Genomic DNA, 24,938 nt, shown 5'->3' on the forward strand with positions numbered 1-24,938 from the left:
ACACCGAGATTCCTGCGGCAGCACGGGAAACCGCGACTCCTGCGGCAGCACAGGAAACCGCAGCTCCTGCGGCAGCACAGGACACCCCGCTCCTACAGCAGCAGGAACACCACGACCACGGCGAACGTCACCACCAGCACCCCGTAGAGGCCGGTCTTCCATTTCGGGATCTCATACGTCTCACCGACCCGGGCCGCTGCCCTGATCTTCTCCAGCTCCGGCCTGATGGCCACGAAGAACAGAGCCACAGAGAGGAGGGAGGCGGAGAACATGATCAGCGCCTCCACTTCCGAGTGGCCGCGTGCACTGCTGGCACCCAGGACGCTGATCCCTCCGGCGGCGGGCGCGATCAAGGAGTAGAGCGTGGCCTTGCCGTTCCTCAAGGTGAAGTGGACCGCCCCGAGGAACACCGCCGAGGTGGCCAGGGCCACGATCCACCACTGGCCTGCCGTCAAAGTCTCTGCCTGCACGCTACTTCTCCCACCCTGTTTCGGTACCCGGGGCGGGTGGTCGGCACCGCGTTCGGCGCCGCCGCCCACCCGCTGGAGTCATCGCCCGGTCAACTCCAGTTCAGCCAGCCGATGGCCGCTGTCGAAGTGTCCTCCAGGAAGCCGGACACCTTCATGCCGACCTCGTCCGCGATGCCCGACAGGCTGCCCCCGACCTTCTTGGACACCGCCGCCACCGCTCGGCCCTTGCCGAAGAACAGGGCGCTCACCGCGAACGTGCCCAGATTCTTCTTGAAGTCGTCCGTCCCCCAGCTCGCGATGACGTTCACGCCACCCGCCAGCAGGGATACCCCTCCTGCGGCAAGAGAGAGAACGCCGAGACCCGCAGCCAGGCCCTGACCGACGACCGGGATCCAGCCGACCGCCAGCGCCGCTCCGCCGGCGACGGCCGAGACCGTACCGGCGATGGTGCTGACACGGCCCGAGTAGGTGATCCACTCGTCCTGGGTCAGGCCGAGGAACTCACCGTCCTCCTGGGCCTTGTTCTTGTCGTTGTCAGCGTCCTCGGCGGGGTTGGCGCCGTTCTGGGCGTCTTCCCTCGCCTTGCGTTCCGCTTCGGCCGCCGCGGCGGCGATCTCCTGCTGCCGCTTCTCCCGCGAGATGCGCTGGGCGTCGGAGGCGACCGCCGCGGCCTCCGAGGCGTCCTTGCCCGCCTGCTCGGCGGAGGCGCGGGCGCTCGCCGCGGACCGGGCGGCGGAGGCGGCGGACGCCTGGGCCCGGCCGGCGGAGGCGTAGGCCTGGTTCATGGAGTAGTTCGCGGCCCGCGAGGCGGACCGTGCCACCACGGCGGCGCTCTCGGCCCGCTGTGCGGAGGCGGCGGCCCTGGCGGCCGAGGCGTCCGCCGCCTCGGCGTTGTCACGGGCCTTGGTGGCCGCGTCCTCCGCGGCCTTGGCGTAGCCCTTGGCCTTGTCCGCCCAGTCCGCCGCGTCGTCGGCCGCCTGCCGTGCGTCCGCCGCAGCCTTGGAGGCGCGAGCGGCGTCCTCCAGGGCCCGCTGCGCGATCTGGGCGGCGTGGGCGATGGCGGCCCGGATCGCGGCGACGTGGGACTCGGCGTCGTGATCGAGGCGGGCGACGTTGAACTGGTCGTGCGCGACGAACGACCGCCGCATGAGGGCGGACCCCTCCAGCACGACCTTCGCGGCCGACCGGAGGTAGGCCCCGCCCTCGTTGAGGATCTTGAAGACCTCGACGGTGTCGTCTTCCTTGACCGCCTCGACGTACTCCGTGCTCAGGAAGCGGAACAGCGCCGTCGGACTGCCGTCGGCGAGGGCCGCCTCCGCCTTCGCCCTGACCGCAGGGCCGGGCTTCTGGCCGAGGATCGTGAAGACCTTGACGCGGTTCTCCTCGGCGGACGTGTCGGTCACGCCCTGCTGGAGGAACTGGCTCGCCGCGTCGGGATCCTCGCTCTTCAGCGCCACATGAGCGCCTGCCGCGACGTCCGGCGCCGCCATCTCGGCCAGGGCCAGAACCGTCTCGCGGTCGTCCTGCCGCTGGGCCGCCGGGTGGTCGACGTCGATCCAGTTGAGGATCTCGTAGTCGCCGGCGGCGAGGGCGAACTCCGCCGCCTGGCGCGTCCACGTCCCGTGGCTGCCGAGGAGCTTGACCGCCGCCTCGCGCCCCGAGGACACGGCCGCTGCCTCGTTCCCGGCGGTGAGGGCCTCCTTCGCCCGCGCGACGAGGTCGCGGATCTCCTGCGCCGTCTGGTCGCTCTGGGTGCGCTGGGTGGCGATCCGCTCCAGGGCCTCCTGCTCCTGGGCGGCCTTGAGCCGGGCCACGATGATGCCGACCTCGGTGTCCTGCTCGATGCGGGTGGTCTCGGCCTCCCGGGCCGCCGCCTCGACGTCCGTCGCCTCCTTGACGGCGTCGGCGGCGGTGTTGGCGGCCTTCACGGCCTCCTCGGCGAAGATCCGGGAGCGCTTCGCGAACTCGATCGCCTCTCCGGCGTGCTTGGCCGCGTCCTCGGCTGCGTCGGCGGCCTTCTCGGCGTGCGCGGCGGCGGAGTTGGCCGCCTTGTGCGCGGCGGAGGCGGCTGCGGCGGCCTTGCCCGCCAGTTGCCGGGAGAGGTTGGCCGCACTGGTGGCACGGGCTGCCTGCGCGCCGGCGTCGGCGGCGGCCTCACGGGCCTTGCGGGCCTCGGCGGTAGCGGCGCCGGCGGCGTTGGCCGCGTCGGCGGAGGCGTTGGCGGCGGCTGCGGCGTTGCCGGCCGCGGAGGCCGCGGCGGCACCCGCGGCGGAGGCCTGCGTGGACGCGACGGAGGCCTGGTCGGCCGCCTTCGCGGCGGTACGCGCCTTTGCGGCGGCGTCGCGGGCGCCCTTGGCCGCCGAGAGCGCGGCGGAGGCCTTGGAGGCGTCGCCGGAGGCGGCGATGGCCGCGTTGTAGGCACGGGAGGCGGCCCGGCCGGCCACCGCCGCGGCCGCCGCGGCGGCCTGTGCGGCGTTCGCCGCCCGCTGCGAGGCGGACTGCGCGGCCCGCGAGGCGCTGATCGCGGTCTGCGCCGCACGGGCCGCACCGCGTGCCGCTTCGGACGCCTTGTTGGCGGCCGCCGCCGACTTGCGTACGTCGTTCTGCGCGGCCTTGGCCTCCTTGGCTGCCGTGAGAGCGGCTTCCTTGGCCTGGAGCGCCGCCTCCTTCGCCTGCTCGGAAGCGGCGACGGCCTTGTCCGTCTTGAGCCGTGCCTGCTTGCCCTCGCGTTCGACGATCGACACGAGCTGGTCGATCGTGGCCGTTTCCTCGTCACGGGCGCGGGCGATGTGCTGACCGGTGTTGAGGAACCACTGGATCGCCTTCGCGGACCCGTCCTGGAGCGCGCGCTCCGCGTACTCCTTCACCTGGGGCGAGGCGGAGGAGAGGATCTTGAAGACCTCGACCTGCTCGTCCTCCTCCTGGCCGTCGAAGCGACTGTCCAGGAGGAAGTTCTCCAACGCCTCCTGGGTGTCCGCGTCCAGGGCGGTGTTCGCACGGCGGCGAAGGCCCGGTCCGCCGCTCTCCATGGCACGGAAGACCTCGGCCCGGAGATCGGTCTTGAGCGGCGCCAGATACCCGTCCTTGAGGTACGCGGCGATGGCGTCGTCGCCGCCGGACAGTGCCCGGCTCGCCGCGGTCTGGACGGACCTGCCCGCCCAGGCGAGGCCCTGGAACACGGCCACTCGGTTGTCCTCGGCCCTGGCCGGGGCGAGTTCGCCGGACAGGAACGCCGACACCTGGGCGTCGCTGCCGACCAGTGCGGCGGCGGCTGCCGCCCGTACGGAACGGCCACCGGTCAGGTAGGCCCACAGGACCTGGCCGCGGTCGGTGTCCGGGACCCCGCCCGGCGGCTCGGTGTTGCCGTCCGCGGCCCACGCCGGGGTCCCGGAGAGAACGAGCGATCCGGGCACGGCGGCGACGGCGGTCATCGCGGACAGGGTGGTGAGGATGCGGCGTCTGCTCCACATGGTGGGTGGCACGACGGAATTCCTTTCGGTTCGGTGTGAGAACGCTGGATGCGCTCCGCGGTGCGAAAGCTGGATGCGCTGCGCGGTGCGAAGGCTGGATGCGCTGCGCGGTGCGAAGGCTGGATGCGCTCCGCGGTGCGAAGGCTGGATGCGCTCCGCGGTGCGAAGGCTGGATGCGCTCCGCGGTGAGAACGCCGGGTGCGCTGCGCGGTGCGAATGCTCGGAGGGCCGCTGCGCGGAAGTCGCTGTTCGGGGGCGGCTGCTTGGAGGTCGCTACCGGGAGGCTGCTGTTCGGGCCGCTACTCGGAGGTGACGATCTCCACGCGTACGTGCTCGCGGCCCTCCGGGTCGGCCGTCTCGCCCACCGAGGCCCAGGAGTCGGCCGCCACGTCGTGCTGGGCGAAATCCTCCACGGCGTGGCCCGGACCCTCGTCCGCCACCGGACGGAGCGTCAACTCCTGCTGTGCCGGAGCCGTTCGTCCCGTCACCAGCGGCGCTGCCACGACGACGCCGGGACAGTGCACCCGCCGCCGGCACGGACTTCAGTACGCGCTTTCCCAAGGCCCCTCCTCCACCTCGCCGTGGAAGGCGCCCCGAGCCTCCTGCTCGTACCCCGCTGCCGCCTTCCAGGAAGGCTCAGCCCAACAGGTGCCGTAGCTGAAGGCAAGCAAGTTACGTACGGCATGGGCGACATGAGAAATAGGGGAGCGTGAGCTTCGCCACAACATCGAAAAGGTTGTATGAAGATCGGCGTCGATCGCGTCACGAAGTTCTCAAGAGGCCCGGAATCCGCCTTCCGGCCTTAGGGTGCCGCTATGTGCGGAATCGTGGGTTATGTCGGTGGGCAGTCGGCGCAGGACGTCGTCGTCGCAGGACTCAAGCGCCTCGAATACCGGGGCTACGACTCGGCGGGCGTCGCCGTGCTCGCGGACGGCGGGCTCGCCGCCGCGAAGAAGGCGGGCAAGCTCGTCAACCTGGAGAAGGAGCTGGGGGACCGGCCGCTGCCGGCCGGGCGGACCGGCATCGGGCACACCCGCTGGGCGACGCACGGGGCGCCCAACGACGTGAACGCCCATCCCCACCTGGACAACGCGGGCCGGGTCGCCGTCGTGCACAACGGGATCATCGAGAACTTCGCGGCCCTGCGCCGCGAACTGACCGGGCGCGGGCACGCCCTGGAGTCGGAGACGGACACCGAGGTCGTCGCGCATCTGCTGGCCGAGGCGTTCTCGGCGGGCGGGGACCTCGCGGACGCGATGCGGCAGGTGTGCCGGCGGCTGGAGGGGGCGTTCACCCTCGTCGCCGTGCACGCGGACCAGCCGGACGTGGTGGTCGGCGCCCGGCGCAACTCACCGCTCGTCGTGGGCGTGGGGCAGGACGAGTGGTTCCTCGCCTCCGATGTCGCCGCGTTCATCGCGCACACCCGGTCCGCCGTCGAGCTGGGTCAGGACCAGGTCGTCGAGCTGAGCCGGGAGGGCGTCACCGTCACCGGGTTCGACGGGGAACTCGCCGAGGTGCGCGCGTACCACGTCGACTGGGACGCGTCCGCCGCCGAGAAGGGCGGGTACGCCTCCTTCATGCTCAAGGAGATCGCCGACCAGCCCCAGGCCGTCGCCGACACCCTCCTCGGCCGGATCGACGGGGAGGGCGCGCTCCACCTCGACGAGGTGCGCATCCCGGACACCGAACTGCGGGAGGTCGACAAGGTCGTCATCGTCGCCTGCGGAACCGCGTTCCACGCCGGGATGATCGCCAAGTACGCCATCGAGCACTGGACCCGGCTGCCCTGCGAGACGGAACTGGCCAGCGAGTTCCGCTACCGGGACCCGATCCTGGACCAGCGCACCCTCGTCGTCGCCATCTCGCAGTCCGGCGAGACCATGGACACCCTGATGGCACTGCGGCACGCCCGCGAGCAGGGCGCGAAGGTGCTGGCCATCTGCAACACGAACGGCTCGACGATCCCGCGCGAGTCCGACGCCGTCCTCTACACGCACGCCGGGCCCGAGGTCGCCGTCGCCTCCACCAAGGCCTTCCTCACCCAGCTCGTCGCCTGCTACCTCGTGGCGCTCTACCTCGGCCAGGTGCGCGGCACCAAATGGGGCGACGAGATCCGTACGGTGGTGCGCCAGCTCTCCGCCGTCTCCGGCGCGGTCGACCGCGTCCTGGCGACGATGGAGCCCGTGCGCGAACTGGCCCGGTCCCTCGCCCACCACGACACCGTGCTGTTCGTCGGCCGGCACGTGGGCTACCCGGTCGCCCTCGAAGGTGCGCTCAAGCTCAAGGAACTCGCCTACATGCACGCCGAGGGCTTCGCGGCCGGCGAGCTGAAGCACGGGCCGATCGCGCTCATCGAGGAGGGCCTGCCGGTCGTCGTCATCGTCCCCTCGCCGCGCGGGCGTTCCGTCCTCCACGACAAGATCGTGTCCAACATCCAGGAGATCCGGGCCCGGGGCGCGCGCACCATCGTCGTCGCCGAGGAGGGCGACGAGGCCGTCGTCCCGTACGCCGACCACCTCATCACGGTCCCCGCAACGCCTACGCTGCTTCAGCCGCTGGTCTCCACCGTGCCGCTCCAGGTCTTCGCCTGCGAGCTCGCGACGGCCCGCGGCAACGAAGTGGACCAGCCGCGCAATCTGGCGAAGTCCGTGACCGTGGAGTGAGTGAGCGACCCCGGCGTCCTGGGGCGCGAGGACGACAGGAACAGCGAGGGTGGGGCCGTGATCATTGGGGTCGGCATCGATGTGGCCGAGATCGAGCGGTTCGGGGCGGCGCTGGAGCGTACGCCCCAGTTGGCCGACCGGCTCTTCGTCGGCAGCGAGCTGACACTGCCCAGCGGCGAGCGGCGCGGCACCGCCTCGCTCGCCGCCCGGTTCGCCGCGAAGGAGGCCCTCGCCAAGGCGCTCGGCGCACCCGGCGGGCTGCTCTGGAGCGACGCGGAGGTCTGGGTCGAGGAGAGCGGCCAGCCCCGGCTGCGGGTACGCGGCACGGTCGCCGCCCGCGCCGCCGAACTGGGCGTGCGCGGCTGGCACGTCTCGCTCAGCCATGACGCGGGGGTGGCGTCGGCGGTGGTCATCGCGGAGGGGTGAGTACCGGGGCTGCGGGGTGGTCTTCGTGGAGGGGCGAGTTCCCGGGGGCTGTGGGCCGGACTTCGTGGAGGAGTGAGCGACGGGGGCCGTGGGGTGGTGGTCTTCGTGGAGGGGCGAGTTCCCGGGGGCTGTGGGGTGGCCTCCGCGGAAGAGTGAATGCCGGGGGCCGCTCGGTGGACGTACGCGGGTGTGGGCGTACGGGGGTGGCGTCGGTCCGCTTGATCGCGGAGGGTTGGACCCATGCGACGTGCCTACAGCGTGGAGACCGTACGGGCCGCCGAGGCCGCCCTCATGCAGCGGCTGCCGGAGGGCGCCCTGATGCAGCGCGCCGCCGCCGGGCTCGCCGTGGCCTGCGGCGATCTGCTGCGGCGCAACGGCCGGGTGTACGGGGCCCGGGTCCTGCTTCTGGTCGGCAGCGGCGACAACGGCGGCGACGCGCTGTACGCGGGCGCCCGGCTGGCCCGCCGGGGCGCCGGTGTGCGGGCCCTGCTGCTCGCCCCCGACCGGGCCCACCCCGGCGGCCTCGCCGCGCTGCTGACGGCCGGGGGACAGGTCGTCGACGGGCCGGACGGGCTCGGCGTCCTCGACCTCGTCGTGGACGGCATCACCGGCATCGGCGGGCGCGGCGGGCTCCGCGAGGACGCCATCGAGCTGCTGCACACGGTGACCCGGGACCGTACCCCGGTCATCTCCGTCGACCTGCCGAGCGGGGTGGAGGCCGACACCGGGGAGGTGCGCGGCGACGCGGTCCGGGCGGACGCGACGGTCACCTTCGGCGCCTACAAGCCCGGCCTCCTCGTCGACCCGGCCGCCGAACACGCCGGGGCCCTGCGGCTGGTGGACATCGGGCTCGGCCCGGAGCTGCCCGAACCGCCGGACCTGGAGGCGCTCCAGTACGCGGACGTCGCGGCCCTGCTGCCGGTGCCCGGCGCGGAGAGCGACAAATACCGGCGCGGGGTCGTCGGCGTCGTCGCCGGATCCGAGCGCTACCCGGGCGCCGCCGTCCTCGCCGTCGCGGGCGCGCTGCGCGGCGGGGCCGGGGCCGTGCGGTACGTCGGACCGGGCGCGGACGCGGTGATCGCCCGCTACCCCGAGACGCTGGTGCACGCCGGGCCGCCCTCGAAGGCCGGGCGGGTGCAGGCCTGGGTGGTCGGCCCCGGGCTCGGCGACGGCCGGAACGCGGCGGCGGCCGTCGCCGACGTGCTGGCCGCCGACGTCCCCGTACTCGTCGACGCGGACGGGCTGCGGTTGCTGGACGCGGAGACCGTGCGGACCCGGACGGCCCCGACCGTCCTCACCCCGCACGCGGGGGAGGCCGCCGCCCTGCTCGGCACGGCCCGCGAGGACGTCGAGGCCGGGCGGCTCGCCGCGGCGCGCGAACTGGCCACCCGCTACCGCGCCACCGTGCTCCTCAAGGGCTCCACGACCCTGATCGCGGAGGCCCGCGACACCCCCGTGCGGGTCAACCCGACCGGGACGTCCTGGCTCGCCACGGCGGGCAGCGGCGACGTTCTCTCCGGCCTTGCGGGGTCCCTGCTCGCGGCCGGGCTCGCCCCGCGCGACGCCGCGTCCGTGGGCGCGTACCTGCACGGGCTCGCCGCCCGGCGCGGCTCGGACGGCGCCCCGGTCTCCGCGCAGGACGTCGCGGACGGCATCCCGGCGGCCTGGCGCGACGTGCGGGCCGGCTGAGCCGGGGAGACGGTGGAGGCCTGGGAGCGGAAGGGCGGTCGGCAGAGGTGAGCGGCAGCGAACCCGTACGCGTACGCAGGGTCTACGACCCGCCGGAGGACGGCGACGGCACCCGCGTCCTCGTCGACCGGCTCTGGCCCCGGGGCGTCCCCAAGGAGCGGGCCGCGATCGACGTATGGCTGAAAGACGTCACGCCCTCGGACGAACTGCGCTCCTGGTACCACCAGGACCGCTCCGGCGCACGCCACGACACGTTCGTCGAGCGCTACCGCACCGAGCTCGACGACTCCGCCCACACGGAGGCCGTCGAGCGGCTCGTCGGTCTCGTGCGTGCGGGCGGTCCCGTCACGCTGATCACCGCCGTCAAGGACGTGGCCGACAGCCATGTCCCGGTCCTGGCCGACCACCTGAAGCATGTGATGAACCGTACATAAGCTCATATACCGGCGTGCACTGCCGGGGAGGTGGCCGACGCCTCTGAGAGACTGGGCGCGATGAACGAGACAGCGTCCCTGAGAGCCCGTGCCGAGATCGACCTCGCCGCGCTGCGCGCCAATGTGCGCGTCCTGCGTGAGCGTGCGGCCGGTGCGCAGCTCATGGCCGTGGTGAAGTCCGACGCTTACGGGCACGGGGCCGTGCCCTGCGCGCGCGCCGCCCGCGAGGCCGGGGCGACCTGGCTGGGCACCGCGACCCCGCACGAGGCCCTCGCCCTGCGTGCGGCCGGTCTCGACGGCCGGATCATGTGCTGGCTGTGGACGCCCGGGGGGCCCTGGCGCGAGGCGATCGAGGCCGACATCGACGTGTCGGTCAGCGGCATGTGGGCGCTGCGCGAGGCCGTCGCGGCCGCCGCCGAGGCCGGCCGCCCGGCCAGGATCCAGCTCAAGGCCGACACCGGCCTGGGCCGGGGCGGCTGCCGGCCCGCCGACTGGCCCGAACTGGTCACCGAGGCCCTCGCCGCCGAGCGGACCGGGCGCGTCCGGATCACCGGCCTGTGGTCCCACTTCGCCTGCGCCGACGAGCCCGGCCACCCCTCGATCGCCGCCCAGCTCGGCGTCTACCGCTACCTGGTCGCGTACGCCGAGAAGGAGGGCGTGCACCCCGAGGTGCGGCACATGGCCAACTCCCCGGCCACGCTCACGATCCCCGAGGCGCACTTCGACCTCGTCCGGACCGGCATCGCGATGTACGGCATCTCGCCCGCCCCCGAGCTGGGCACGCCCGCCGACTTCGGACTGCGCCCGGTGATGACGCTCGCCGCGTCCCTCGCCCTGGTCAAGGACGCCCCGGCCGGACACGGCGTCAGCTACGGCCACCACTACACGACGTCCACGGATACGACCCTCGGCCTGATCCCCGTCGGCTACGCGGACGGTATCCCGCGCCACGCGTCGGGCCGGGGCCCCGTCCTGGTCGGCGGGAGGACGCGCACGGTCGCGGGCCGCGTCGCCATGGACCAGTTCGTCGTCGACCTCGACGGCGACCGGCCGGAGGCGGGCGCGGAAGCGGTGCTGTTCGGGCCGGGCGACCGGGGCGAGCCGACCGCGCAGGACTGGGCGGAGGCCGCCGACACCATCGCGTACGAGATCGTCACCCGCATCGGGGCCCGGGTGCCCAGGGTGTACGTGAACGGGACGGCCGGTGCGGGCAGTGCGGCTGGTGCGACCGACGTGGCTGGTGGGGCCGACACGGCTGGTGGGGCCGGTGCGGCCGACGCGGTCGGTCCGAGCGGTGCGGCCCGTCCGGCCGGGGGTGTGCCGCGGTGAGCGGGAGCGGCGCGGGGGGCGTGGTGGCCGCGACCGCCGCCACGGCGGCCGGCTGGCGCCGGGCGGGGATCGCCGGAGCCGCGATAGGGGTGCTCGCCGCGGGCGCGGCGGCCGGGGTCGCCGTCGAGCGGCTCACCGTCGGGCGCGGCATGCGAAAGAAGGCGCGCCTCGCACTGGACGCCACCGGGCCCTACGGCTCGCTGCGCGGCACACCGGGCCGGGCCGTCGCCGACGACGGCACCGAGCTGTACTACGAGATCGACGAGGTGGAGACCGAGGCACCCGACGTTTCCGATGGAAACGCCACCGGCACCCGCCCCCGTCGCCTCTTCGGGCGCAAGGCCCCCGTCCCGGTCACCGTCGTCTTCAGTCACGGCTACTGCCTCGGCCAGGACTCCTGGCACTTCCAGCGGGCCGCCCTGCGCGGCCTCGTCCGCGCCGTCTACTGGGACCAGCGCAGCCACGGCCGCTCCGGGCGGGGCCGGGCCCAGGCGGACGGGGTGCCGGTCGGCATCGACCAGCTGGGCCGTGACCTGAAGGCGGTCATCGACGCGGCGGCCCCCGAGGGCCCGCTGGTGCTGGCCGGGCACTCCATGGGCGGCATGACGATGATGGCGCTGGCCGACCAGTACCCGGCCCTGATCCGCGACCGGGTCGCCGCCGTCGCGCTGGTCGGCACCTCCGGCGGCAGGCTCGGCGAGGTGAACTTCGGGCTGCCGGTGGCGGGCGTGAACGCGGTGCGCCGGGTGCTGCCCGGTGTGCTGAAGGCGCTCGGTTCGCAGGCGGAGCTGGTGGAGAAGGGGCGGCGGGCCACGGCGGACCTCTTCGCCGGGCTGATCAAGCGGTATTCGTTCGGCTCCCGGGACGTGGACCCGGCGGTCTCCCGGTTCGCGGAACGGCTGATCGAATCCACCCCGATCGATGTGGTCGCCGAGTTCTACCCGGCCTTCACCGAACACGACAAGAGCGGCGCGCTGCCCGCGTTCCGGGACGTGCCCGTGCTGATCCTGGCCGGGGAAAAGGACCTGGTCACGCCCAGCTCGCACAGCGAGGCCATCGCGGACGTCCTGCCCGACGCCGAGCTGGTGATCGTGCCGGACGCCGGGCACCTGGTGATGCTGGAACACCCGGAGACGGTCACCGACCGGCTGGCCGACCTGCTCGTACGCAGCGGCACGGTGCCGGCCGCTAACGTTGACGGACATGGAAGCACCGCACAACAGCCCGGCCACTGAGGCCGCTCCCGAGTCCGTGGGGACGACCGCTCCGGAGTCCGCCGGGGCCGTTCCCGTACCTGGATCCGTACCCGTAACCGCGCCCGTACCCGCACCTGTGTCCGTACCCGAAGCCGTCACGGTCACGCTCACCGTCACCTCCCCCGAACAGATGCAGGACCTGGGCCGCCGCCTCGCCCGGGTCCTGGCCCCCGGTGACCTGGTGATGCTCACGGGCGAGCTGGGCGCCGGGAAGACGACCCTGACCCGGGGCCTCGGCGAGGGCCTCGGCGTGCGCGGCGCGGTCACCTCGCCCACCTTCGTCATCGCCCGTGTCCACCCCTCGCTGGTCGGGGGCCCGGCGCTCGTCCACGTCGACGCGTACCGCCTGGGCGGCGGGCTCGACGAGATGGAGGACCTGGACCTCGATGTGTCGCTGCCGGAGTCGGTGGTGGTCGTGGAGTGGGGGGACGGCAAGGTCGAGGAGCTGGCCGACGACCGGCTGCGGGTCCTCATCGACCGTGCGACCGGCGACACCGACGACGAGCGGCGCGAGGTGACCCTGGTCGGCATCGGGGCGCGCTGGGCGGGGCTGCGGGCGGACCTGGCGTAGCGCGGCGGCCTCTTCCCGACAGGATGTCGGTACATTGTTGCGCGGGGGACCGTGGTCGTGGTCACATGGATACGAGACGTGGTTAGGTCTACCTAACCACGCCCTCCACCGGAGCACCCAGGAGGCATCCATGCCGACGCCCGAGCGCGCAGCGCGGCCGCAGCCGCGACCGACTCCGTCCGCCCTGTCGATGAAAGACCTGCTGGCCGCGTGCGCCGCGGCCACCGCGGTCTCCACCCCGCCGAGCGACGCGGCGGACGAGCCGGAGGAAGCGGAGGGCGGCGGCGCCCGCGGCGCCGTTCCCCCGCCGGCCAGGCGCGACGCCGCGTAGATAAAGACGTGGTTCAGGCGCGACGCCGCGTAGATGAAGACGTCGTTCAGGCGCGACGCCGCGCGGGAAGACGGGCGGGCCCTACGGGACGCCGCGCAGAAGGACGACCGGGTCCTACGGGACGCCGACGGCCTCCGCGTCCTACGGGACGCCGACGATCTTCGCTTCCTACGGCATGACGACGATCTTCGCGCCGACCGTCGCGAAGGTCCACATCGCGTTGCCGTCCGCGCGCTTCATCCGGATGCCGCCGGTCTTCGACGTCGGGTCCGGGCTGGCCATCGAGCCGTCCTGCGCCGCGCTGAAGCCGATCGTCACCTCGTTCACGCTCGCGAAGCGGACCACGTGCTCGATCGGGATGCCGTCCGAACCCTGGACCGTGCCCGAGCGCGAGGTGACCCGGTGGACCCCGGGGAGCGGGCTGACGGGGCTCGGCATCACGGTGAAGGTACGGATCGCCTCGTTGTCCTCGTCGACCAGCCACACCCGGCGGTCCTTCAGCGCGTACACGACCCGCTCGCCCTTGCCGGAAGCGGCCGGGACCGCCAGCGGGTCGGCCGTGGGCTCCGGCTTGGCGGAGGGCTGCGCCGAGGCCGAGGCGGACGTCTTCGGGCCGGGCGTGGACGCCACCGAGGCGGGGGCGTTCGCCGAGGCCTGGTAAGCGAGGAAGGCGACCGCGGCGACCGCCGCCGCAGTGAGCCCGGCCACGATTCCCGAGCTGCTCCTTGCCACCGTGAACTCCCCTTTCGGCGCCGCCTGCCGCATGTCGTACAAGCGTTTACGTCGTACCCGCGGATACCCGGTGACGGTAGCAGCAGGGAGTGTGCGGACCGGGACGCCGTACGGACGCCGTAACGCCGTCGGCGGAGCCGTAGGCTGTTTGCGTGCTCTTGCTCGCCATGGATACCGCCACGCCCGCCGTCACCGTCGCCCTGCACGACGGTACGTCCGTCATCGCCTCCTGGGGACAGGTCGACGCCCGCAGGCACGGGGAGCTGCTGCTCCCCGCCGTCGACCGGGTCCTGGCCGAGGCCGGGACGAAGCTCGACGCCGTGACGGACGTGGTCGTGGGCGTCGGCCCCGGCCCCTACACCGGCCTGCGGGTCGGCCTGGTCACCGCCGCCACCTTCGGCTCCGCCCTCTCCGTACCGGTCCACGGACTGTGCACCCTGGACGGTCTCGCGTACGCCGCCGGTCTGGAGGGCCTGGAAGGGCCGTTCGCGGTGGCGACGGACGCGCGCCGCAAGGAGGTCTACTGGGCGCGGTACGAGGACGCCCGCACCCGTACGGGCGAACCCGCCGTCGACCGGCCCGCCGACATCGCCGGGGCGCTCGCCGGACTGCCGGTGGTCGGCGCGGGCGCGGTGCTCTACCCGGACGCCTTCCCCGACGCGCGCGGCCCCGAACACGTCGCTGCCGGGGCGCTCGCCGCGCTCGCCGCCGAACGCCTCGCCGCCGGACCGGAGCTCCTGGAGCCGCAGCCGCTCTACCTGCGCAGACCCGACGCGCAGGTCCCGAAGAACTACAAGGTGGTCACCCCCGAGTGAGCGCCACCGCCGCCGTACTGCGCGAGATGCGCTGGTGGGACATCGCACCGGTGCTGGAGCTCGAACACGCGCTGTTCCCGGACGACGCCTGGTCGCCCGGCATGTTCTGGTCCGAGCTGGCCCACGCCCGTGGCCCCGGGGCCACCCGCCGCTACGTCGTCGCCGAGGACCCCGCCACCGGGCGGATCGTCGGCTACGCCGGGCTCGCCGCCCTCGGTGACCTGGCCGACGTCCAGACGATCGCGGTCAGCCGCGAGGCGTGGGGCACCGGCCTCGGCTCCGAACTCCTCACCGATCTGCTGAAGCACGCCACCGCCTTCGAATGCGCCACCGTGCTTCTTGAGGTCCGGGTCGACAACGCCCGCGCGCAGAAGCTCTACGAGCGCTTCGGTTTCGAACCGATCGGCTTCCGGCGCGGCTACTACCAGCCGGGGAACATCGACGCGCTCGTCATGCGCCTCACCGTGCAGGAGCCGGCAGCGGACGGGACCGCCCCGGAGCACGAACCGGAAACCGCACCAGAGACCGCACCAGAAACCGCACCAGAGACCGCACCAGAAACCGCACCAGAGACCGGGACTGAATGATGGCTGCCGACGAACCCCTCGTACTCGGCATCGAGACCTCCTGCGACGAGACCGGCGTCGGCATCGTGCGCGGGACGACCCTGCTCGCGGACGCCGTCGCCTCCAGTGTCGACACCCACGCCCGCTTCGGCGGCGTCGTCCCGGAGATCGCCTCCCGCGCCCACCTGGAGGCGATGGTCCCCACCATCGAACGCGCCCTGAAGGAGGCGGGCGTCAGCGCCCGCGACCTCGACGGGATCGCCGTCACCTCGGGCCCCGGGCTCGCCGGAGCCCTGCTCGTCGGCGTCTCGGCCGCTAAGGCGTACGCGTACGCGCTCGGCAAGCCGCTCTACGGCGTCAACCACCTCGCCTCGCACATCTGCGTCGACCAGCTGGAGCACGGCCCGCTGCCCGAGCCGACGATGGCCCTGCTGGTCAGCGGCGGCCACTCCTCGCTGCTGCTGGCCCCCGACATCACCAGCGACGTCCGTCCGCTCGGCGCGACGATCGACGACGCGGCGGGCGAGGCGTTCGACAAGATCGCCCGCGTCCTGAACCTCGGCTTCCCCGGCGGCCCGGTCATCGACCGCCTCGCGAAGGAGGGCGACCCGAAGTCGATCGCGTTCCCGCGCGGACTGACCGGCCCGCGCGACGCCCCGTACGACTTCTCCTTCTCCGGCCTGAAGACGTCGGTGGCGCGCTGGATCGAGGCGAAGAGCGCTGCGGGCGAGGAGGTGCCCGTACGGGATGTGGCGGCGTCCTTCCAGGAGGCCGTGGTGGACGTGCTCACCCGAAAGGCCGTCCGGGCCTGCAAGGACGAGGGCGTCGACCACCTGATGATCGGCGGAGGCGTCGCGGCCAACTCCCGGCTGCGTGCCCTGGCCGAGGAGCGCTGCGAGCGCGCGGGCATCCGGCTGCGGGTGCCGCGCCCCGGGCTCTGCACCGACAACGGCGCGATGGTCGCGGCGCTCGGCGCGGAGATGGTCGCCCGCAACCGCCGCCCCTCCGATCTGGAGCTGTCGGCGGACTCGTCGCTGCCGGTGACGGAGACGCACGTGCCGGGGGCGCAGCACGAGCACCCGCACGATCACGGCCACTCCCACGAACACGGCCACTCCCATGATCACGATCATGTGCACGAGATCAGCAAGGACAACCTGTACTCATGAGCGGCGCGACCATCGTCCTGATGTGGGAGGCCCGCGCCGCCGAAGGGCGTGGCGGCGAACTCCTGGAGTGGGCGCGGGCGCGGGCCGCCGAGCTGGCCAGTGAACCGCACCGCCGTGAACTGCTGCGCGCCCCGCAGGACCGGGTCCTGGTGATGACGTGGTGGCAGGACGCCTCGTACGCCGACGACCTCCCCGAACTCCCGGAGCCCGACACGGCCCTGATCACCCGCCCGGTGCACCGCTGGCGCTTCGAGGCCGTGGGCTGAGCGGCGGAGCCCGCCGGGGGCTCAGGCTCCCGCGTCCCGCGTCCCGCGCCGGATGAGGCCGTCCACGATCGCTTCCAGCTCCTCGACGGTCTCGTAGTCGGCGGAGTACTCCCGCCAGCGGTCCTTGATCCCGGCGAGCCGGGGCAGCTCCGCCGCGTCCTCCTCGGTGACCATCTCCGGGAAGAACTTCCGGCGCGAGGGGTTCTCCGCCCGGCGGGCCGCCGCCCTGCGGACGACCAGGTCCCCGTAGACGTAACTCCAGACCGTCCGGTACGCCCGCACCGAGCGGGCCGGGGAGAGGCCGCAGGCGAGCGCGCAGTCGATGATCTCCTCCACCATCCACAGGGCGTTGCGGTCGGTCAGCTCGCCCAGCGCCAGGACGTCCAGCACCCAGGGGATCCGGCCGATGATGTCGTGCATGTGCGCGGCCACCGCCACCAGGCGCTCGCGCGGGTCCTCGGGCAGCTCCGGGCGCGGGAACGCCGCCGCCGTGCCGGACAGGGTGAGCATCAGCAGCTCGTCCTTGTCCTGCACGTAGTGGTAGAGCGCCATGGGCGTGCTGCCCAGCTCCTTCGCCACCCGCCGCATGGACAGGGCGGCCACGCCCTCCTCCTCGATGATGCGGCGCGCGGTGGCGACCATCCTGTCCGGGTCCAGCCGACGGGGACGCCCCACGGGCCGCCCGGCGGCCGTGCCTGGTTTGCGGCCCGTCGCCGGGTCTTCCGGCTTCTTCGTTTTCTTCGTCTCTTCGGTCTTCTCGGTCTTCTCGGTGCCTGACACCTGGGCATTCTCTCCTTCCGGGGCTCGCTCCGGTCCGCTGCGGGGTCCTCCCGGCGCTTCGGTGTTTATTTTCTATACGTGTATGGTAATTCTCGGTCGAGGGAAGCGTGAAGGGGAAGGGGGGCGTCATGGGCGGCGAGGGGAAGAGCGGCACGGCGAGAGGGCCCGAGGGCGGGCCGGGGAGCGGGACGGGCAATGGGGCGGGGGACGGGGCGGGCACAGGGGAGCGGCATGCGCGGTGGCTGCTGGTGGTGGCGCTCACCGTGCAGTTCCTGGTGTCGCTGGACATGTCCGTGGTGAACGTCGCGCTGCCCGACATCCGCAGCGACCTCGGCTTCGGCGGGGACGGGCTGCTGTGGGTCGTGAACGCCTACGCCCTCGCCTTCGGCGGGCTCCTCATGCTCGGCGGCCGGCTCGCCGACCTGGCAGGACCCCGCCGCGTCCTGACGGCGGGTCTGGTGCTCTCCGGCCTGGCCAGCCTGGCCGGGGGGCTCGCCTGGTCGCCCGGGTCGCTGGTGGCCGCGCGGGCCGTCCAGGGCGTCGGCGCGGCGGCCCTCGCCCCGGTGGCGTTCGCCCTGATCACCCTCGCCTTCCCGGCCGGGCCCGCCCGGTCCCGGGCGCTCGGGCTGTGGGGCATGGCGGGCGCGGCGGGCGGCGCGGTCGGGGTGCTGGCCGGCGGGGTGCTCACCGACGCGACGGGCTGGCGGTCCGTGATGCTGGTCAACGTGCCGATCGTCGCCTTCGCGCTGGCCGCCGCCGCGCGCACCGGACCGGTCGGCGGCGGGCGGCGGACCGGGGCCCGGCTGGACGTGGCCGGGGCGCTGCTGGTCACGGCCGGGACGACGCTGCTGGTCCTCGGCCTTGTGCGGACCTCGGACCACGGCTGGTCCTCGGCGACCACGCTCGCCTCCCTCGGCGCTGCGGTGATCCTGCTGGCCGCCTTCGTCGCGGTCGAACGGCGGACCGCCTCCCCGCTGCTCCGCCCCGGCCTCCTGAAGGGGCGGCCGGTGCTGACCGCGAACCTGTTCTGCCTGCTGCTGGCCTCGGCCCAGTTCGGCGCGTTCTACTTCGTCTCGCTCTACATGCAGCTGGTCCTCGGGTTCGGCCCGACCGCCGCCGGGTTCGCGTTCCTGCCCTTCTGCGTGGGCGTCGTCGCGGGCGCGGTCCTCGCCACCCGCGCGGTCGCCGCGCTCGGCATCCGGCGGCTGATGACGCTGGGCGCGACGCTGGCGGCGCTCGGGATGGGCTGGTTCGCGGCGACGGCCACGGTCGACGGCAGCTTCCTCGTCTCCATCCTCGGCCCGTCGCTGCTCTGCTCCTTCGGCATCGGGCTGTGCTTCGTCCCGCTCGGCACGGCCGCGACGACCGATGTGGCCCCCGGCGAGACCGGCATGGCCTCGGGGCTGCTCAACAGCTCGCGGCAGGTCGGCGGATCGCTCGGCCTGGCGGTCCTGGTCACCGTCGCCGCCCAGGTCACCGGTGGCGGCACCGGGCTCAGTGAGCTGTCCTCGGGGTACGCGACCGCGTTCTGGGCCGCGGCGGGCCTCCTGGCGGCGGCCGCGCTGGCGGCGTACGTACTGCTGCCGGCGGAGGGCCGGGCGGGCGGTACGGGCCCGGTGGCCGTGGAGCAGGAGAGGGGGGCGGCCTCCCGGTGAGGCCGCCCGCGCATGGGTGACGCCTGGGGGCCCGGGGCGTGTCCGATGAGTCCGGGCTGCGGGTCCGGTCTACCTTCCACGACGTCCGGACCGGCCGGCCCGGACGCGTGGACGGCCCGACGAGGAGAAGACCATGCAGAAGATCACCCCCTGTCTCTGGTACGACGGTCAGGCGAAGGAGGCGGCCGAGCACTACGTAGCGATCTTCGGCGGTGACTCCCGCATCCGGGACATCACCTACTACGGCGAAGGGGCGCCCGGCGGCGCGGCGGGTTCCGTGCTCACCGTCGACTTCCGGCTCGCGGGCCAGGACTACATCGGGCTCAACGGAGGCCCGCAGTTCCCGTTCACCGAGGCGATCTCGCTCTCCGTCGACTGTGCCGACCAGGCCGAGGTGGACCGGTTCTGGGCCGCGCTCTCCGAGGGCGGCGAGGAGGGCCGGTGCGGCTGGCTCAAGGACAAGTTCGGGGTCTCCTGGCAGATCGTGCCGAACGAGCTGCCGCGACTGCTGGCCGACCCGGACCCGGCGAAGGCGGACCGGACCATGAAGGCGATGCTCGGCATGGGCAAGCTGGACATCCAGGCGCTGCGGGACGCCTGAAGGGGCGCGGTCCGGGGCCTGAACGGGCGTGATTCGGGGGCCTGAACGGGCGTGGTCCCGAGGTGCCCGGCACCCGCGCAGTCCCAGGCGCCAGGTACCCGCGTGGACCCAGGCGCCAGGCACTCGCGAGCTCCCGAGGTCCCCTGACACCCCGCGCCGTCCCGTGGCCCGAACGGGCGCGCGTCCCTTCGGGGCCGGATCGGTAGTGTTCTGCGCATGCCACGCCGTGCCCCGCTCCCGCCCCCTCCGCCGCCCGCCGAGATCCGCTCCTGGCCCGACCGCGAGGCGATGCTCGCCGACCGGGCCGTGGTCCTGGGTGAGCTGGTGCGGATGCATGTGGGGCCGGGGCGGCTCGGGCTGCTGTGGATGTGGGCGGCGCTCGCCGCGATCGGCTGGAGCCTGGTGGGCTCCGGGATCGTCATCGTCGAGCAGTCCGCCGACTTCTTCAGCGGCATCGCCGGACTGGTCAGCCTGGTCATCGGCGCGGCGGTCCTGGTCCCCGCCGTCGCCTTCGTCTGCCTCGGTGTCTCCCGGGACCGGAAGGTCCGCTCGCTGCTCACCGCCTGGGGTGCGCTGGACCGCGACCCGGAGCGCGACCGGCGGCTGCGGATGCCCGGGGCGAGCCTCGCCTGGCTGCTGCTGTCGTTCGCCCTGGGCGCGGTGGGGCTCGCTCTCTGCGTGCTCGGGCCCGCGAGCGCGCGGCCGGGCCGGGAGACGTACGGGCTCGTCGCCCTGGTGATGGGCGTCGGCATGGTCGCCTGGCTGACCGCGCTGATCGGCGGGGTCACGGCCCTGGCGCACCGCCGCTGGGTGGTGGGCGTCCTGATGGGGGCCGGTACGGGTGCCGGGTCCGGTACGGGCGCGGAGACCGGGGCGGTACTGTCCCCGGCCGCGACCCGGGAGGCCGATTCCGCCCGCCCGCCCTTCACCCGCGCCGGCGGCCCCGGCCACCGATGAGACGCTCCGGAGGCCGGCCCCGCCCCCCTCCGAGACGCTTCCGCGCCCCGGGGTGAGACGTTTCCGCCCCCGGCTTCCGCGCCCCGGCTTCCGCGCCCCGGCTTCCGCGCCCCGGCTTCCGCGCCCCGGCTTCCGCCCCCGGCTTCCGCCCCCGGCTTCCGCCCCCGGCTTCCCGGTTTCAACTCAGCGGATGGCCGATCAGCATCGTCGGAGCCCCCGCCACCCGGGTCAGGAACACCGTCGCCGCGTGCGGTCCGCTCAGCTTCATCCGGCGGCGCAGCTCCTCCGGTTCGACCGCCGAGCCGCGCTTCTTGACGGTCAGTACGCCGACCTTCCGCTCCCGCAGCAGCGCCTTCAGCTTCTTCATGTTGAAGGGCAGCTGATCGGTGATCTCATAGCCCGAGGTGTACGGGGAGGAGTACCGCGCATCGCTCGTGACGTACGCGATCGTCTCGTCCACCAGCCGCCCGCCGCACCGCTCCACGATGTCGGCGACCAGATGGGCCCGGATCACCGCGCCGTCCGGCTCGTACAGATAGCGCCCGACCGGGCCCACGGGCGGGGCGGGCAGCGGGGCCGGGGCGGTCAGGGTCGCCCCGGCGGGCAGCAGCGTGGCCCGGAACGCACCGGCCGCGAAGCCCTCCCCGTACCAGAGCACCGCCTCCTTCACATCGCCGCCGTCCGAGATCCACTCCGCCTCCGCCTCCGGGCCGATCGCCTCGTGCGGGATGCCCGGGGCGATCTTCAGCGCCGCCCTGGGGGCCTTCAGCGCGGCGGCCGTCGCCCAGGACAGCGGCGGTGAATAGGCCTCCGGGTCGAAGATCCTGCCCCTGCCTCCCCGCCGCGCCGGGTCCACGAAGACCGCGTCGTACGGGGCGGTGTCGATCTCCGTGACATCGGCGCACCGCACCTCGATCAGCCCGTCCAGGCCGAGCGCCTCGGCGTTCGCGCGGGCCACCTCGGCGGTCAGCGGGTCGCGGTCCACGGCCAGGACGGAGATCCCGGCACGGGCCAGCGCGAGGGCGTCGCCGCCGATGCCGCAGCACAGGTCGGCCACGCTCCGCACGCCGAGCCCGGCGAACCGGGCGGCGCGGTGGCCGGCGACCGAGGTGCGGGTGGCCTGCTCGACGCCGTTGGGCGTGAAGTACATCCGGTACGCGTCCTCGGCCCCGAACTTCGCCACCGCCCGCTGCCGCAGCCGGGCCTGGCCCAGGGCCGCCGACACCAGCTCCGCCGGGTGCGTGCGGCGCAGCCGGGTCGCGGTGGCCAGCTCGTCGGCGGGGTCGTGGTCGCGCAGCTCGGCCAGCAACTGCTCGCCCTCGGGGGTACGCAGCGCGGCGAAGGCGGCGCGGGCGGGGTCGTCGGACGGGGCGTCGGGGGTCGTTGCGTTCACCCGGTCCATTGTGGCCGGTGCGCCGGAGTGGGCCGGCCGGGGGACGGGGCGGGGCCGCTCGCGGTGTCGAAAGGGTGCGGGGGCCGACGGCTGGCAGGATGCGGCGCCATGCAGCTAGTACGACAAAAAGAAAAATCAGCCATGAAGCGGAACAGGTCGGGCGTCGTCGTGCTGGCGGCCCTGCTGGCCGCCGCCGTCGCCTCCGGATGCGCGGCGGAGGCGGGCGGCAGCGGCGCGGGAGCCCCCGGCGGGCCCGCCGCCGGGGGAGGGGGGAAGGCCGGGCCGCAGGCCGGACCGGCCCGCACTCTCGACACGTACGCCGAGGAACTCAAGAAGAAGCAGGCCGCACGCGCCGTCGCCGCGAAGAAGTGGAAGCTCGACAAGACCCCGCTCGCGGCCCCCGAGCCGCCGAGGACGAAGCCGCGCATCACCACCCGTAAGGGGTTCGAGGTCCGGGACGACGCCGGGCTGCCGCCCGTCTTCACCACCGTTCCGACCAAGGAGAAGATCGTCTTCCTGACGATCGACGACGGGGCGGAGAAGGACCCCGAGCTGCTGCGGATGATGACCGAACTGGACATCCCGTACAGCGCGTTCCTCAGCGACTACGTCACCAACGACGACTACGGCTACTTCAAGAAGATGCAGAAGCGCGGAGTGGTCATCAGCAACCACACGCTCAACCACCGCTATCTGCCCGGACTGTCGTACGCCGAACAGAAGCGGGAGATCTGCGGCCAGCAGGAGAAGATCCTCAAGCACTACGGGAAGCGGCCCACCCTCTTCCGCCCGCCCTACGGCAACTACAACCGCGACACCCTCGTCGTCGCCAAGTCCTGCGGGATCACCGCCGTACCCCTGTGGTCCTCCGAGGCCTTCCCCGACCACATGGAATGGCGCGAGTGGGACCGCGACCTGCACCCCGGCGACATCGTCCTCACCCACTTCCGGGGCAAGGAGGACTGGAAGGGCTCGATGCCCGACATGATCCGCCGGGTCATGAAGACCATCACGGACAAGGGGTACGCGGTGGCGAAGCTGGAGGACTACGTCTGACCGGTTGATCCGGCCGGTCCGGTTGATCCGGCCGGTCGGAGGGTCCGGTCGGAGGACCCGATCGGGGGCGGCGCGAGGATGTGAATTGGCACTCCGCTTGACCGAGTGCTAACCGCGGTCATAGTCTCAGGTCTGGCACTCCCCCCTGGAGAGTGCCAGCACCACCTTGTGCGACAGGACAGATCCGGCACCCGCGACGACGGATCGGTCTGGTCGCCGACCACAGACTGTTAAACCCCGTGAGATCTCCGAAGGGGGAGACCGGATCGTGTCGACCACCAGCTCCAAGGTTGCGATCAAGCCGCTCGAGGACCGCATTGTGGTCCAGCCGCTCGACGCCGAGCAGACCACGGCTTCCGGCCTGGTCATTCCGGACACCGCGAAGGAGAAGCCCCAGGAGGGCGTCGTCCTTGCTGTCGGTCCGGGCCGCTTCGAGAACGGCGAGCGGCTTCCGCTCGACGTCAAGACCGGCGACGTCGTCCTGTACAGCAAGTACGGCGGCACCGAGGTGAAGTACAACGGCGAGGAGTACCTCGTCCTCTCGGCCCGCGACGTTCTCGCGATCGTCGAGAAGTAACTCACCCACGTTTGCCTGTGTTCTGCGCCCCTGGCCCCCTGCGAAATAACTAGCCGGGCGGCGAGGGGCGCAGTTCATTTTGAGAGGGAACACAGCCCATGGCGAAGATTCTGAAGTTCGACGAGGACGCCCGTCGCGCCCTTGAGCGCGGCGTCAACAAGCTTGCCGACACGGTCAAGGTGACGATCGGCCCCAAGGGCCGCAACGTCGTCATCGACAAGAAGTTCGGCGCTCCCACCATCACCAACGACGGTGTCACCATCGCGCGTGAGGTCGAGCTCGACGACCCGTACGAGAACCTCGGCGCCCAGCTCGTCAAGGAGGTGGCGACCAAGACCAACGACGTAGCGGGTGACGGCACCACCACCGCGACCGTCCTGGCCCAGGCGCTCGTCCGCGAGGGCCTGCGCAACGTCGCCGCCGGCGCCTCCCCGGCCGCCCTGAAGAAGGGCATCGACGCCGCGGTCAAGGCCGTGTCCGAGGAGCTCCTCGCGACCGCCCGCCCGATCGACGACAAGTCCGACATCGCCGCCGTGGCCGCGCTCTCCGCGCAGGACACCCAGGTCGGCGAGCTCATCGCGGACGCGATGGACAAGGTCGGCAAGGACGGTGTCATCACCGTCGAGGAGTCCAACACCTTCGGTCTGGACCTGGAGTTCACCGAGGGCATGGCCTTCGACAAGGGCTACCTGTCCCCGTACATGGTGTCCGACCAGGAGCGTATGGAGGCCGTCCTCGACGACCCGTACATCCTGATCCACCAGGGCAAGATCGGCTCCATCCAGGAGCTGCTCCCGCTCCTGGAGAAGGTCATCCAGGCCGGCGCCTCCAAGCCGCTCCTGATCATCGCCGAGGACGTCGAGGGCGAGGCGCTCTCCACCCTCGTCGTCAACAAGATCCGCGGCACCTTCAACGCCGTCGCGGTGAAGGCCCCGGGCTTCGGCGACCGCCGCAAGGCCATGCTCGGTGACATCGCCACCCTCACCGGTGCGACCGTCATCGCGGAAGAGGTCGGCCTCAAGCTCGACGGCGCCGGTCTCGACGTGCTGGGCACCGCCCGCCGCGTCACCGTCTCCAAGGACGACACGACCATCGTCGACGGCGGGGGCAACTCCGACGACGTCAAGGGCCGCGTCAACCAGATCAAGGCCGAGATCGAGTCCACGGACTCCGACTGGGACCGCGAGAAGCTCCAGGAGCGCCTCGCGAAGCTGGCCGGCGGCGTGTGCGTCATCCGCGTCGGCGCCGCCACCGAGGTGGAGCTCAAGGAGAAGAAGCACCGCCTCGAGGACGCCATCTCCGCGACCCGCGCCGCTGTCGAGGAGGGCATCGTCTCCGGCGGTGGCTCCGCCCTCGTCCACGCCGTGAAGGTCCTGGAGGGCAACCTCGGCAAGACCGGCGACGAGGCCACCGGTGTCGCGGTCGTCCGCCGCGCCGCCGTCGAGCCGCTGCGCTGGATCGCCGAGAACGCCGGCCTGGAGGGTTACGTCATCACCTCCAAGGTCTCCGAGCTCGACAAGGGCCAGGGCTTCAACGCCGCCACCGGCGAGTACGGCGACCTGGTCAAGGCCGGCGTCATCGACCCGGTCAAGGTCACCCGCTCCGCCCTGGAGAACGCCGCGTCCATCGCGTCGCTGCTGCTCACGACCGAGACCCTGGTCGTCGAGAAGCCGGCCGAGGAAGAGGCCGACGCCGGTCACGGCGGCCACGGCCACTCCCACTAGTACACGCG

24 protein-coding genes are annotated in these 24,938 nt (G+C 72.9%); 18 read left to right on the forward strand and 6 right to left on the reverse strand.

The annotated features are described in order from the left end of the window. Positions 1-92: 92 nt before the first annotated feature. The 3 genes from ACGF2Y_RS15120 to ACGF2Y_RS15130 all read right to left on the reverse strand — a co-directional run bounded on the left by ACGF2Y_RS15120 (position 93) and on the right by ACGF2Y_RS15130 (position 4,380). The gene (locus ACGF2Y_RS15120) at positions 93-470 is read right to left on the reverse strand and encodes a hypothetical protein (RefSeq protein WP_392946682.1); all 378 of its coding nucleotides are present in this window, start codon (positions 468-470) and stop codon (positions 93-95) included. 89 nt (positions 471-559) lie between these two features. Then, positions 560-3,952, reverse strand: coding sequence for a hypothetical protein (locus tag ACGF2Y_RS15125; RefSeq protein ID WP_392946684.1), 3,393 nt, complete (start codon positions 3,950-3,952; stop codon positions 560-562). A gap of 287 nt (positions 3,953-4,239) precedes the next feature. Beyond that, complete coding sequence (locus ACGF2Y_RS15130; RefSeq protein ID WP_392946686.1) at positions 4,240-4,380, reverse strand: hypothetical protein; 141 nt, start codon at positions 4,378-4,380, stop codon at positions 4,240-4,242. Between the two features lie 375 nt (positions 4,381-4,755). Between ACGF2Y_RS15130 and glmS the strand changes: the two genes are divergently transcribed. The 8 genes from glmS to ACGF2Y_RS15170 all read left to right on the forward strand — a co-directional run bounded on the left by glmS (position 4,756) and on the right by ACGF2Y_RS15170 (position 12,639). Then, the gene (gene glmS / locus ACGF2Y_RS15135; RefSeq protein ID WP_392946689.1) at positions 4,756-6,603 is read left to right on the forward strand and encodes a glutamine--fructose-6-phosphate transaminase (isomerizing); all 1,848 of its coding nucleotides are present in this window, start codon (positions 4,756-4,758) and stop codon (positions 6,601-6,603) included. 57 nt (positions 6,604-6,660) lie between these two features. Then, positions 6,661-7,029 carry a holo-ACP synthase gene (locus ACGF2Y_RS15140; protein WP_392946790.1) on the forward strand — a complete coding sequence of 123 codons (369 nt, stop codon included), beginning with the start codon at positions 6,661-6,663 and terminating at the stop codon, positions 7,027-7,029. 240 nt (positions 7,030-7,269) lie between these two features. Then, complete coding sequence (locus ACGF2Y_RS15145; protein WP_392946691.1) at positions 7,270-8,718, forward strand: NAD(P)H-hydrate dehydratase; 1,449 nt, start codon at positions 7,270-7,272, stop codon at positions 8,716-8,718. Between the two features lie 47 nt (positions 8,719-8,765). After that, complete coding sequence (locus tag ACGF2Y_RS15150) at positions 8,766-9,152, forward strand: DUF488 domain-containing protein (protein ID WP_392946693.1); 387 nt, start codon at positions 8,766-8,768, stop codon at positions 9,150-9,152. Between the two features lie 60 nt (positions 9,153-9,212). Next, entirely contained in the window at positions 9,213-10,481 is a 1,269-nt protein-coding gene (gene alr, locus ACGF2Y_RS15155; RefSeq protein WP_392946696.1) for an alanine racemase, read from the forward strand. Next, entirely contained in the window at positions 10,478-11,716 is a 1,239-nt protein-coding gene (locus tag ACGF2Y_RS15160) for an alpha/beta fold hydrolase (protein ID WP_392946699.1), read from the forward strand. Before alr ends, ACGF2Y_RS15160 begins: the two co-directional genes overlap by 4 nt. Further along, on the forward strand, positions 11,685-12,308 hold the full coding sequence (tsaE, locus tag ACGF2Y_RS15165) for a tRNA (adenosine(37)-N6)-threonylcarbamoyltransferase complex ATPase subunit type 1 TsaE (protein ID WP_392946701.1): 624 nt from the start codon (positions 11,685-11,687) through the stop codon (positions 12,306-12,308). The genes ACGF2Y_RS15160 and tsaE overlap by 32 nt, the downstream gene beginning before the upstream one ends. A 130-nt stretch (positions 12,309-12,438) precedes the next feature. Continuing rightward, the gene (locus ACGF2Y_RS15170; protein ID WP_392946703.1) at positions 12,439-12,639 is read left to right on the forward strand and encodes a hypothetical protein; all 201 of its coding nucleotides are present in this window, start codon (positions 12,439-12,441) and stop codon (positions 12,637-12,639) included. A gap of 168 nt (positions 12,640-12,807) precedes the next feature. Here ACGF2Y_RS15170 and ACGF2Y_RS15175 read toward each other — a convergent pair whose 3' ends face one another. Continuing rightward, the gene (locus ACGF2Y_RS15175) at positions 12,808-13,404 is read right to left on the reverse strand and encodes a hypothetical protein (protein ID WP_392946705.1); all 597 of its coding nucleotides are present in this window, start codon (positions 13,402-13,404) and stop codon (positions 12,808-12,810) included. Between the two features lie 134 nt (positions 13,405-13,538). On the opposite strand from ACGF2Y_RS15175, the gene tsaB reads away from it, so the two are divergent. From tsaB to ACGF2Y_RS15195, 4 genes are read left to right on the forward strand one after another with little or no spacing between them, the layout of a single operon-like run. Beyond that, positions 13,539-14,186, forward strand: a complete 648-nt coding sequence (gene tsaB, locus ACGF2Y_RS15180) for a tRNA (adenosine(37)-N6)-threonylcarbamoyltransferase complex dimerization subunit type 1 TsaB (RefSeq protein WP_392946792.1) — start codon at positions 13,539-13,541, stop codon at positions 14,184-14,186. Beyond that, positions 14,183-14,773 (forward strand): ribosomal protein S18-alanine N-acetyltransferase, encoded by a 591-nt coding sequence (gene rimI / locus ACGF2Y_RS15185; RefSeq protein ID WP_392946707.1) that lies wholly within the window; start codon positions 14,183-14,185, stop codon positions 14,771-14,773. Before tsaB ends, rimI begins: the two co-directional genes overlap by 4 nt. Further along, a complete protein-coding gene (tsaD, locus tag ACGF2Y_RS15190) occupies positions 14,773-15,921 on the forward strand; it encodes a tRNA (adenosine(37)-N6)-threonylcarbamoyltransferase complex transferase subunit TsaD (RefSeq protein WP_392946710.1) in 1,149 nt (382 codons plus the stop codon). Before rimI ends, tsaD begins: the two co-directional genes overlap by 1 nt. After that, a complete protein-coding gene (locus tag ACGF2Y_RS15195; RefSeq protein ID WP_392946713.1) occupies positions 15,918-16,187 on the forward strand; it encodes a hypothetical protein in 270 nt (89 codons plus the stop codon). The genes tsaD and ACGF2Y_RS15195 overlap by 4 nt, the downstream gene beginning before the upstream one ends. A gap of 21 nt (positions 16,188-16,208) precedes the next feature. Here ACGF2Y_RS15195 and ACGF2Y_RS15200 read toward each other — a convergent pair whose 3' ends face one another. Continuing rightward, the gene (locus tag ACGF2Y_RS15200; RefSeq protein ID WP_392946715.1) at positions 16,209-16,967 is read right to left on the reverse strand and encodes a TetR/AcrR family transcriptional regulator; all 759 of its coding nucleotides are present in this window, start codon (positions 16,965-16,967) and stop codon (positions 16,209-16,211) included. A gap of 128 nt (positions 16,968-17,095) precedes the next feature. Here ACGF2Y_RS15200 and ACGF2Y_RS15205 point away from each other — a divergent pair, with 128 nt between their 5' ends. The 3 genes from ACGF2Y_RS15205 to ACGF2Y_RS15215 all read left to right on the forward strand — a co-directional run bounded on the left by ACGF2Y_RS15205 (position 17,096) and on the right by ACGF2Y_RS15215 (position 20,180). Continuing rightward, on the forward strand, positions 17,096-18,622 hold the full coding sequence (locus ACGF2Y_RS15205; RefSeq protein ID WP_392946717.1) for an MFS transporter: 1,527 nt from the start codon (positions 17,096-17,098) through the stop codon (positions 18,620-18,622). A 133-nt stretch (positions 18,623-18,755) separates the two neighbouring features. Beyond that, entirely contained in the window at positions 18,756-19,223 is a 468-nt protein-coding gene (locus ACGF2Y_RS15210; RefSeq protein ID WP_392946718.1) for a VOC family protein, read from the forward strand. A 216-nt stretch (positions 19,224-19,439) separates the two neighbouring features. Beyond that, a complete protein-coding gene (locus ACGF2Y_RS15215; protein ID WP_392946721.1) occupies positions 19,440-20,180 on the forward strand; it encodes a hypothetical protein in 741 nt (246 codons plus the stop codon). A 178-nt stretch (positions 20,181-20,358) separates the two neighbouring features. Here ACGF2Y_RS15215 and ACGF2Y_RS15220 read toward each other — a convergent pair whose 3' ends face one another. Further along, positions 20,359-21,582: a methyltransferase domain-containing protein gene (locus tag ACGF2Y_RS15220; RefSeq protein WP_392946723.1), complete on the reverse strand. Its 1,224-nt coding sequence runs from the start codon at positions 21,580-21,582 to the stop codon at positions 20,359-20,361. A 132-nt stretch (positions 21,583-21,714) separates the two neighbouring features. Between ACGF2Y_RS15220 and ACGF2Y_RS15225 the strand changes: the two genes are divergently transcribed. The 3 genes from ACGF2Y_RS15225 (at position 21,715) to groL (ending at position 24,930) form a co-directional block, all read left to right on the forward strand. Beyond that, entirely contained in the window at positions 21,715-22,629 is a 915-nt protein-coding gene (locus ACGF2Y_RS15225) for a polysaccharide deacetylase family protein (protein ID WP_392946726.1), read from the forward strand. A gap of 268 nt (positions 22,630-22,897) precedes the next feature. Beyond that, positions 22,898-23,206, forward strand: a complete 309-nt coding sequence (groES, locus tag ACGF2Y_RS15230) for a co-chaperone GroES (protein ID WP_003966899.1) — start codon at positions 22,898-22,900, stop codon at positions 23,204-23,206. A 98-nt stretch (positions 23,207-23,304) separates the two neighbouring features. Beyond that, positions 23,305-24,930 carry a chaperonin GroEL gene (gene groL, locus ACGF2Y_RS15235; RefSeq protein WP_327220105.1) on the forward strand — a complete coding sequence of 542 codons (1,626 nt, stop codon included), beginning with the start codon at positions 23,305-23,307 and terminating at the stop codon, positions 24,928-24,930. The last annotated feature ends 8 nt before the right edge of the window (positions 24,931-24,938 follow it).

The sequence above is a fragment of the Streptomyces sp. NPDC048142 genome (assembly GCF_043202835.1).
Classification (GTDB): domain Bacteria; phylum Actinomycetota; class Actinomycetes; order Streptomycetales; family Streptomycetaceae; genus Streptomyces.

What these genes read in the sequence shown, in the direction of transcription:
- glmS (WP_392946689.1), top strand. Translation starts at nt 4,756, where the DNA reads ATGTGCGGAATCGTGGGTTATGTCGGTGGGCAGTCGGCGCAGGACGTC.
- ACGF2Y_RS15145 (WP_392946691.1), top strand. Translation starts at nt 7,270, where the DNA reads ATGCGACGTGCCTACAGCGTGGAGACCGTACGGGCCGCCGAGGCCGCC.
- alr (WP_392946696.1), top strand. Translation starts at nt 9,213, where the DNA reads ATGAACGAGACAGCGTCCCTGAGAGCCCGTGCCGAGATCGACCTCGCC.
- tsaE (WP_392946701.1), top strand. Translation starts at nt 11,685, where the DNA reads ATGGAAGCACCGCACAACAGCCCGGCCACTGAGGCCGCTCCCGAGTCC.
- ACGF2Y_RS15170 (WP_392946703.1), top strand. Translation starts at nt 12,439, where the DNA reads ATGCCGACGCCCGAGCGCGCAGCGCGGCCGCAGCCGCGACCGACTCCG.
- ACGF2Y_RS15175 (WP_392946705.1), bottom strand. Translation starts at nt 13,404, where the DNA reads ATGCGGCAGGCGGCGCCGAAAGGGGAGTTCACGGTGGCAAGGAGCAGC.
- tsaB (WP_392946792.1), top strand. Translation starts at nt 13,539, where the DNA reads ATGGATACCGCCACGCCCGCCGTCACCGTCGCCCTGCACGACGGTACG.
- tsaD (WP_392946710.1), top strand. Translation starts at nt 14,773, where the DNA reads ATGGCTGCCGACGAACCCCTCGTACTCGGCATCGAGACCTCCTGCGAC.
- ACGF2Y_RS15195 (WP_392946713.1), top strand. Translation starts at nt 15,918, where the DNA reads ATGAGCGGCGCGACCATCGTCCTGATGTGGGAGGCCCGCGCCGCCGAA.
- ACGF2Y_RS15205 (WP_392946717.1), top strand. Translation starts at nt 17,096, where the DNA reads ATGGGCGGCGAGGGGAAGAGCGGCACGGCGAGAGGGCCCGAGGGCGGG.
- ACGF2Y_RS15210 (WP_392946718.1), top strand. Translation starts at nt 18,756, where the DNA reads ATGCAGAAGATCACCCCCTGTCTCTGGTACGACGGTCAGGCGAAGGAG.
- ACGF2Y_RS15215 (WP_392946721.1), top strand. Translation starts at nt 19,440, where the DNA reads ATGCCACGCCGTGCCCCGCTCCCGCCCCCTCCGCCGCCCGCCGAGATC.
- ACGF2Y_RS15220 (WP_392946723.1), bottom strand. Translation starts at nt 21,582, where the DNA reads ATGGACCGGGTGAACGCAACGACCCCCGACGCCCCGTCCGACGACCCC.
- ACGF2Y_RS15225 (WP_392946726.1), top strand. Translation starts at nt 21,715, where the DNA reads ATGAAGCGGAACAGGTCGGGCGTCGTCGTGCTGGCGGCCCTGCTGGCC.
- groL (WP_327220105.1), top strand. Translation starts at nt 23,305, where the DNA reads ATGGCGAAGATTCTGAAGTTCGACGAGGACGCCCGTCGCGCCCTTGAG.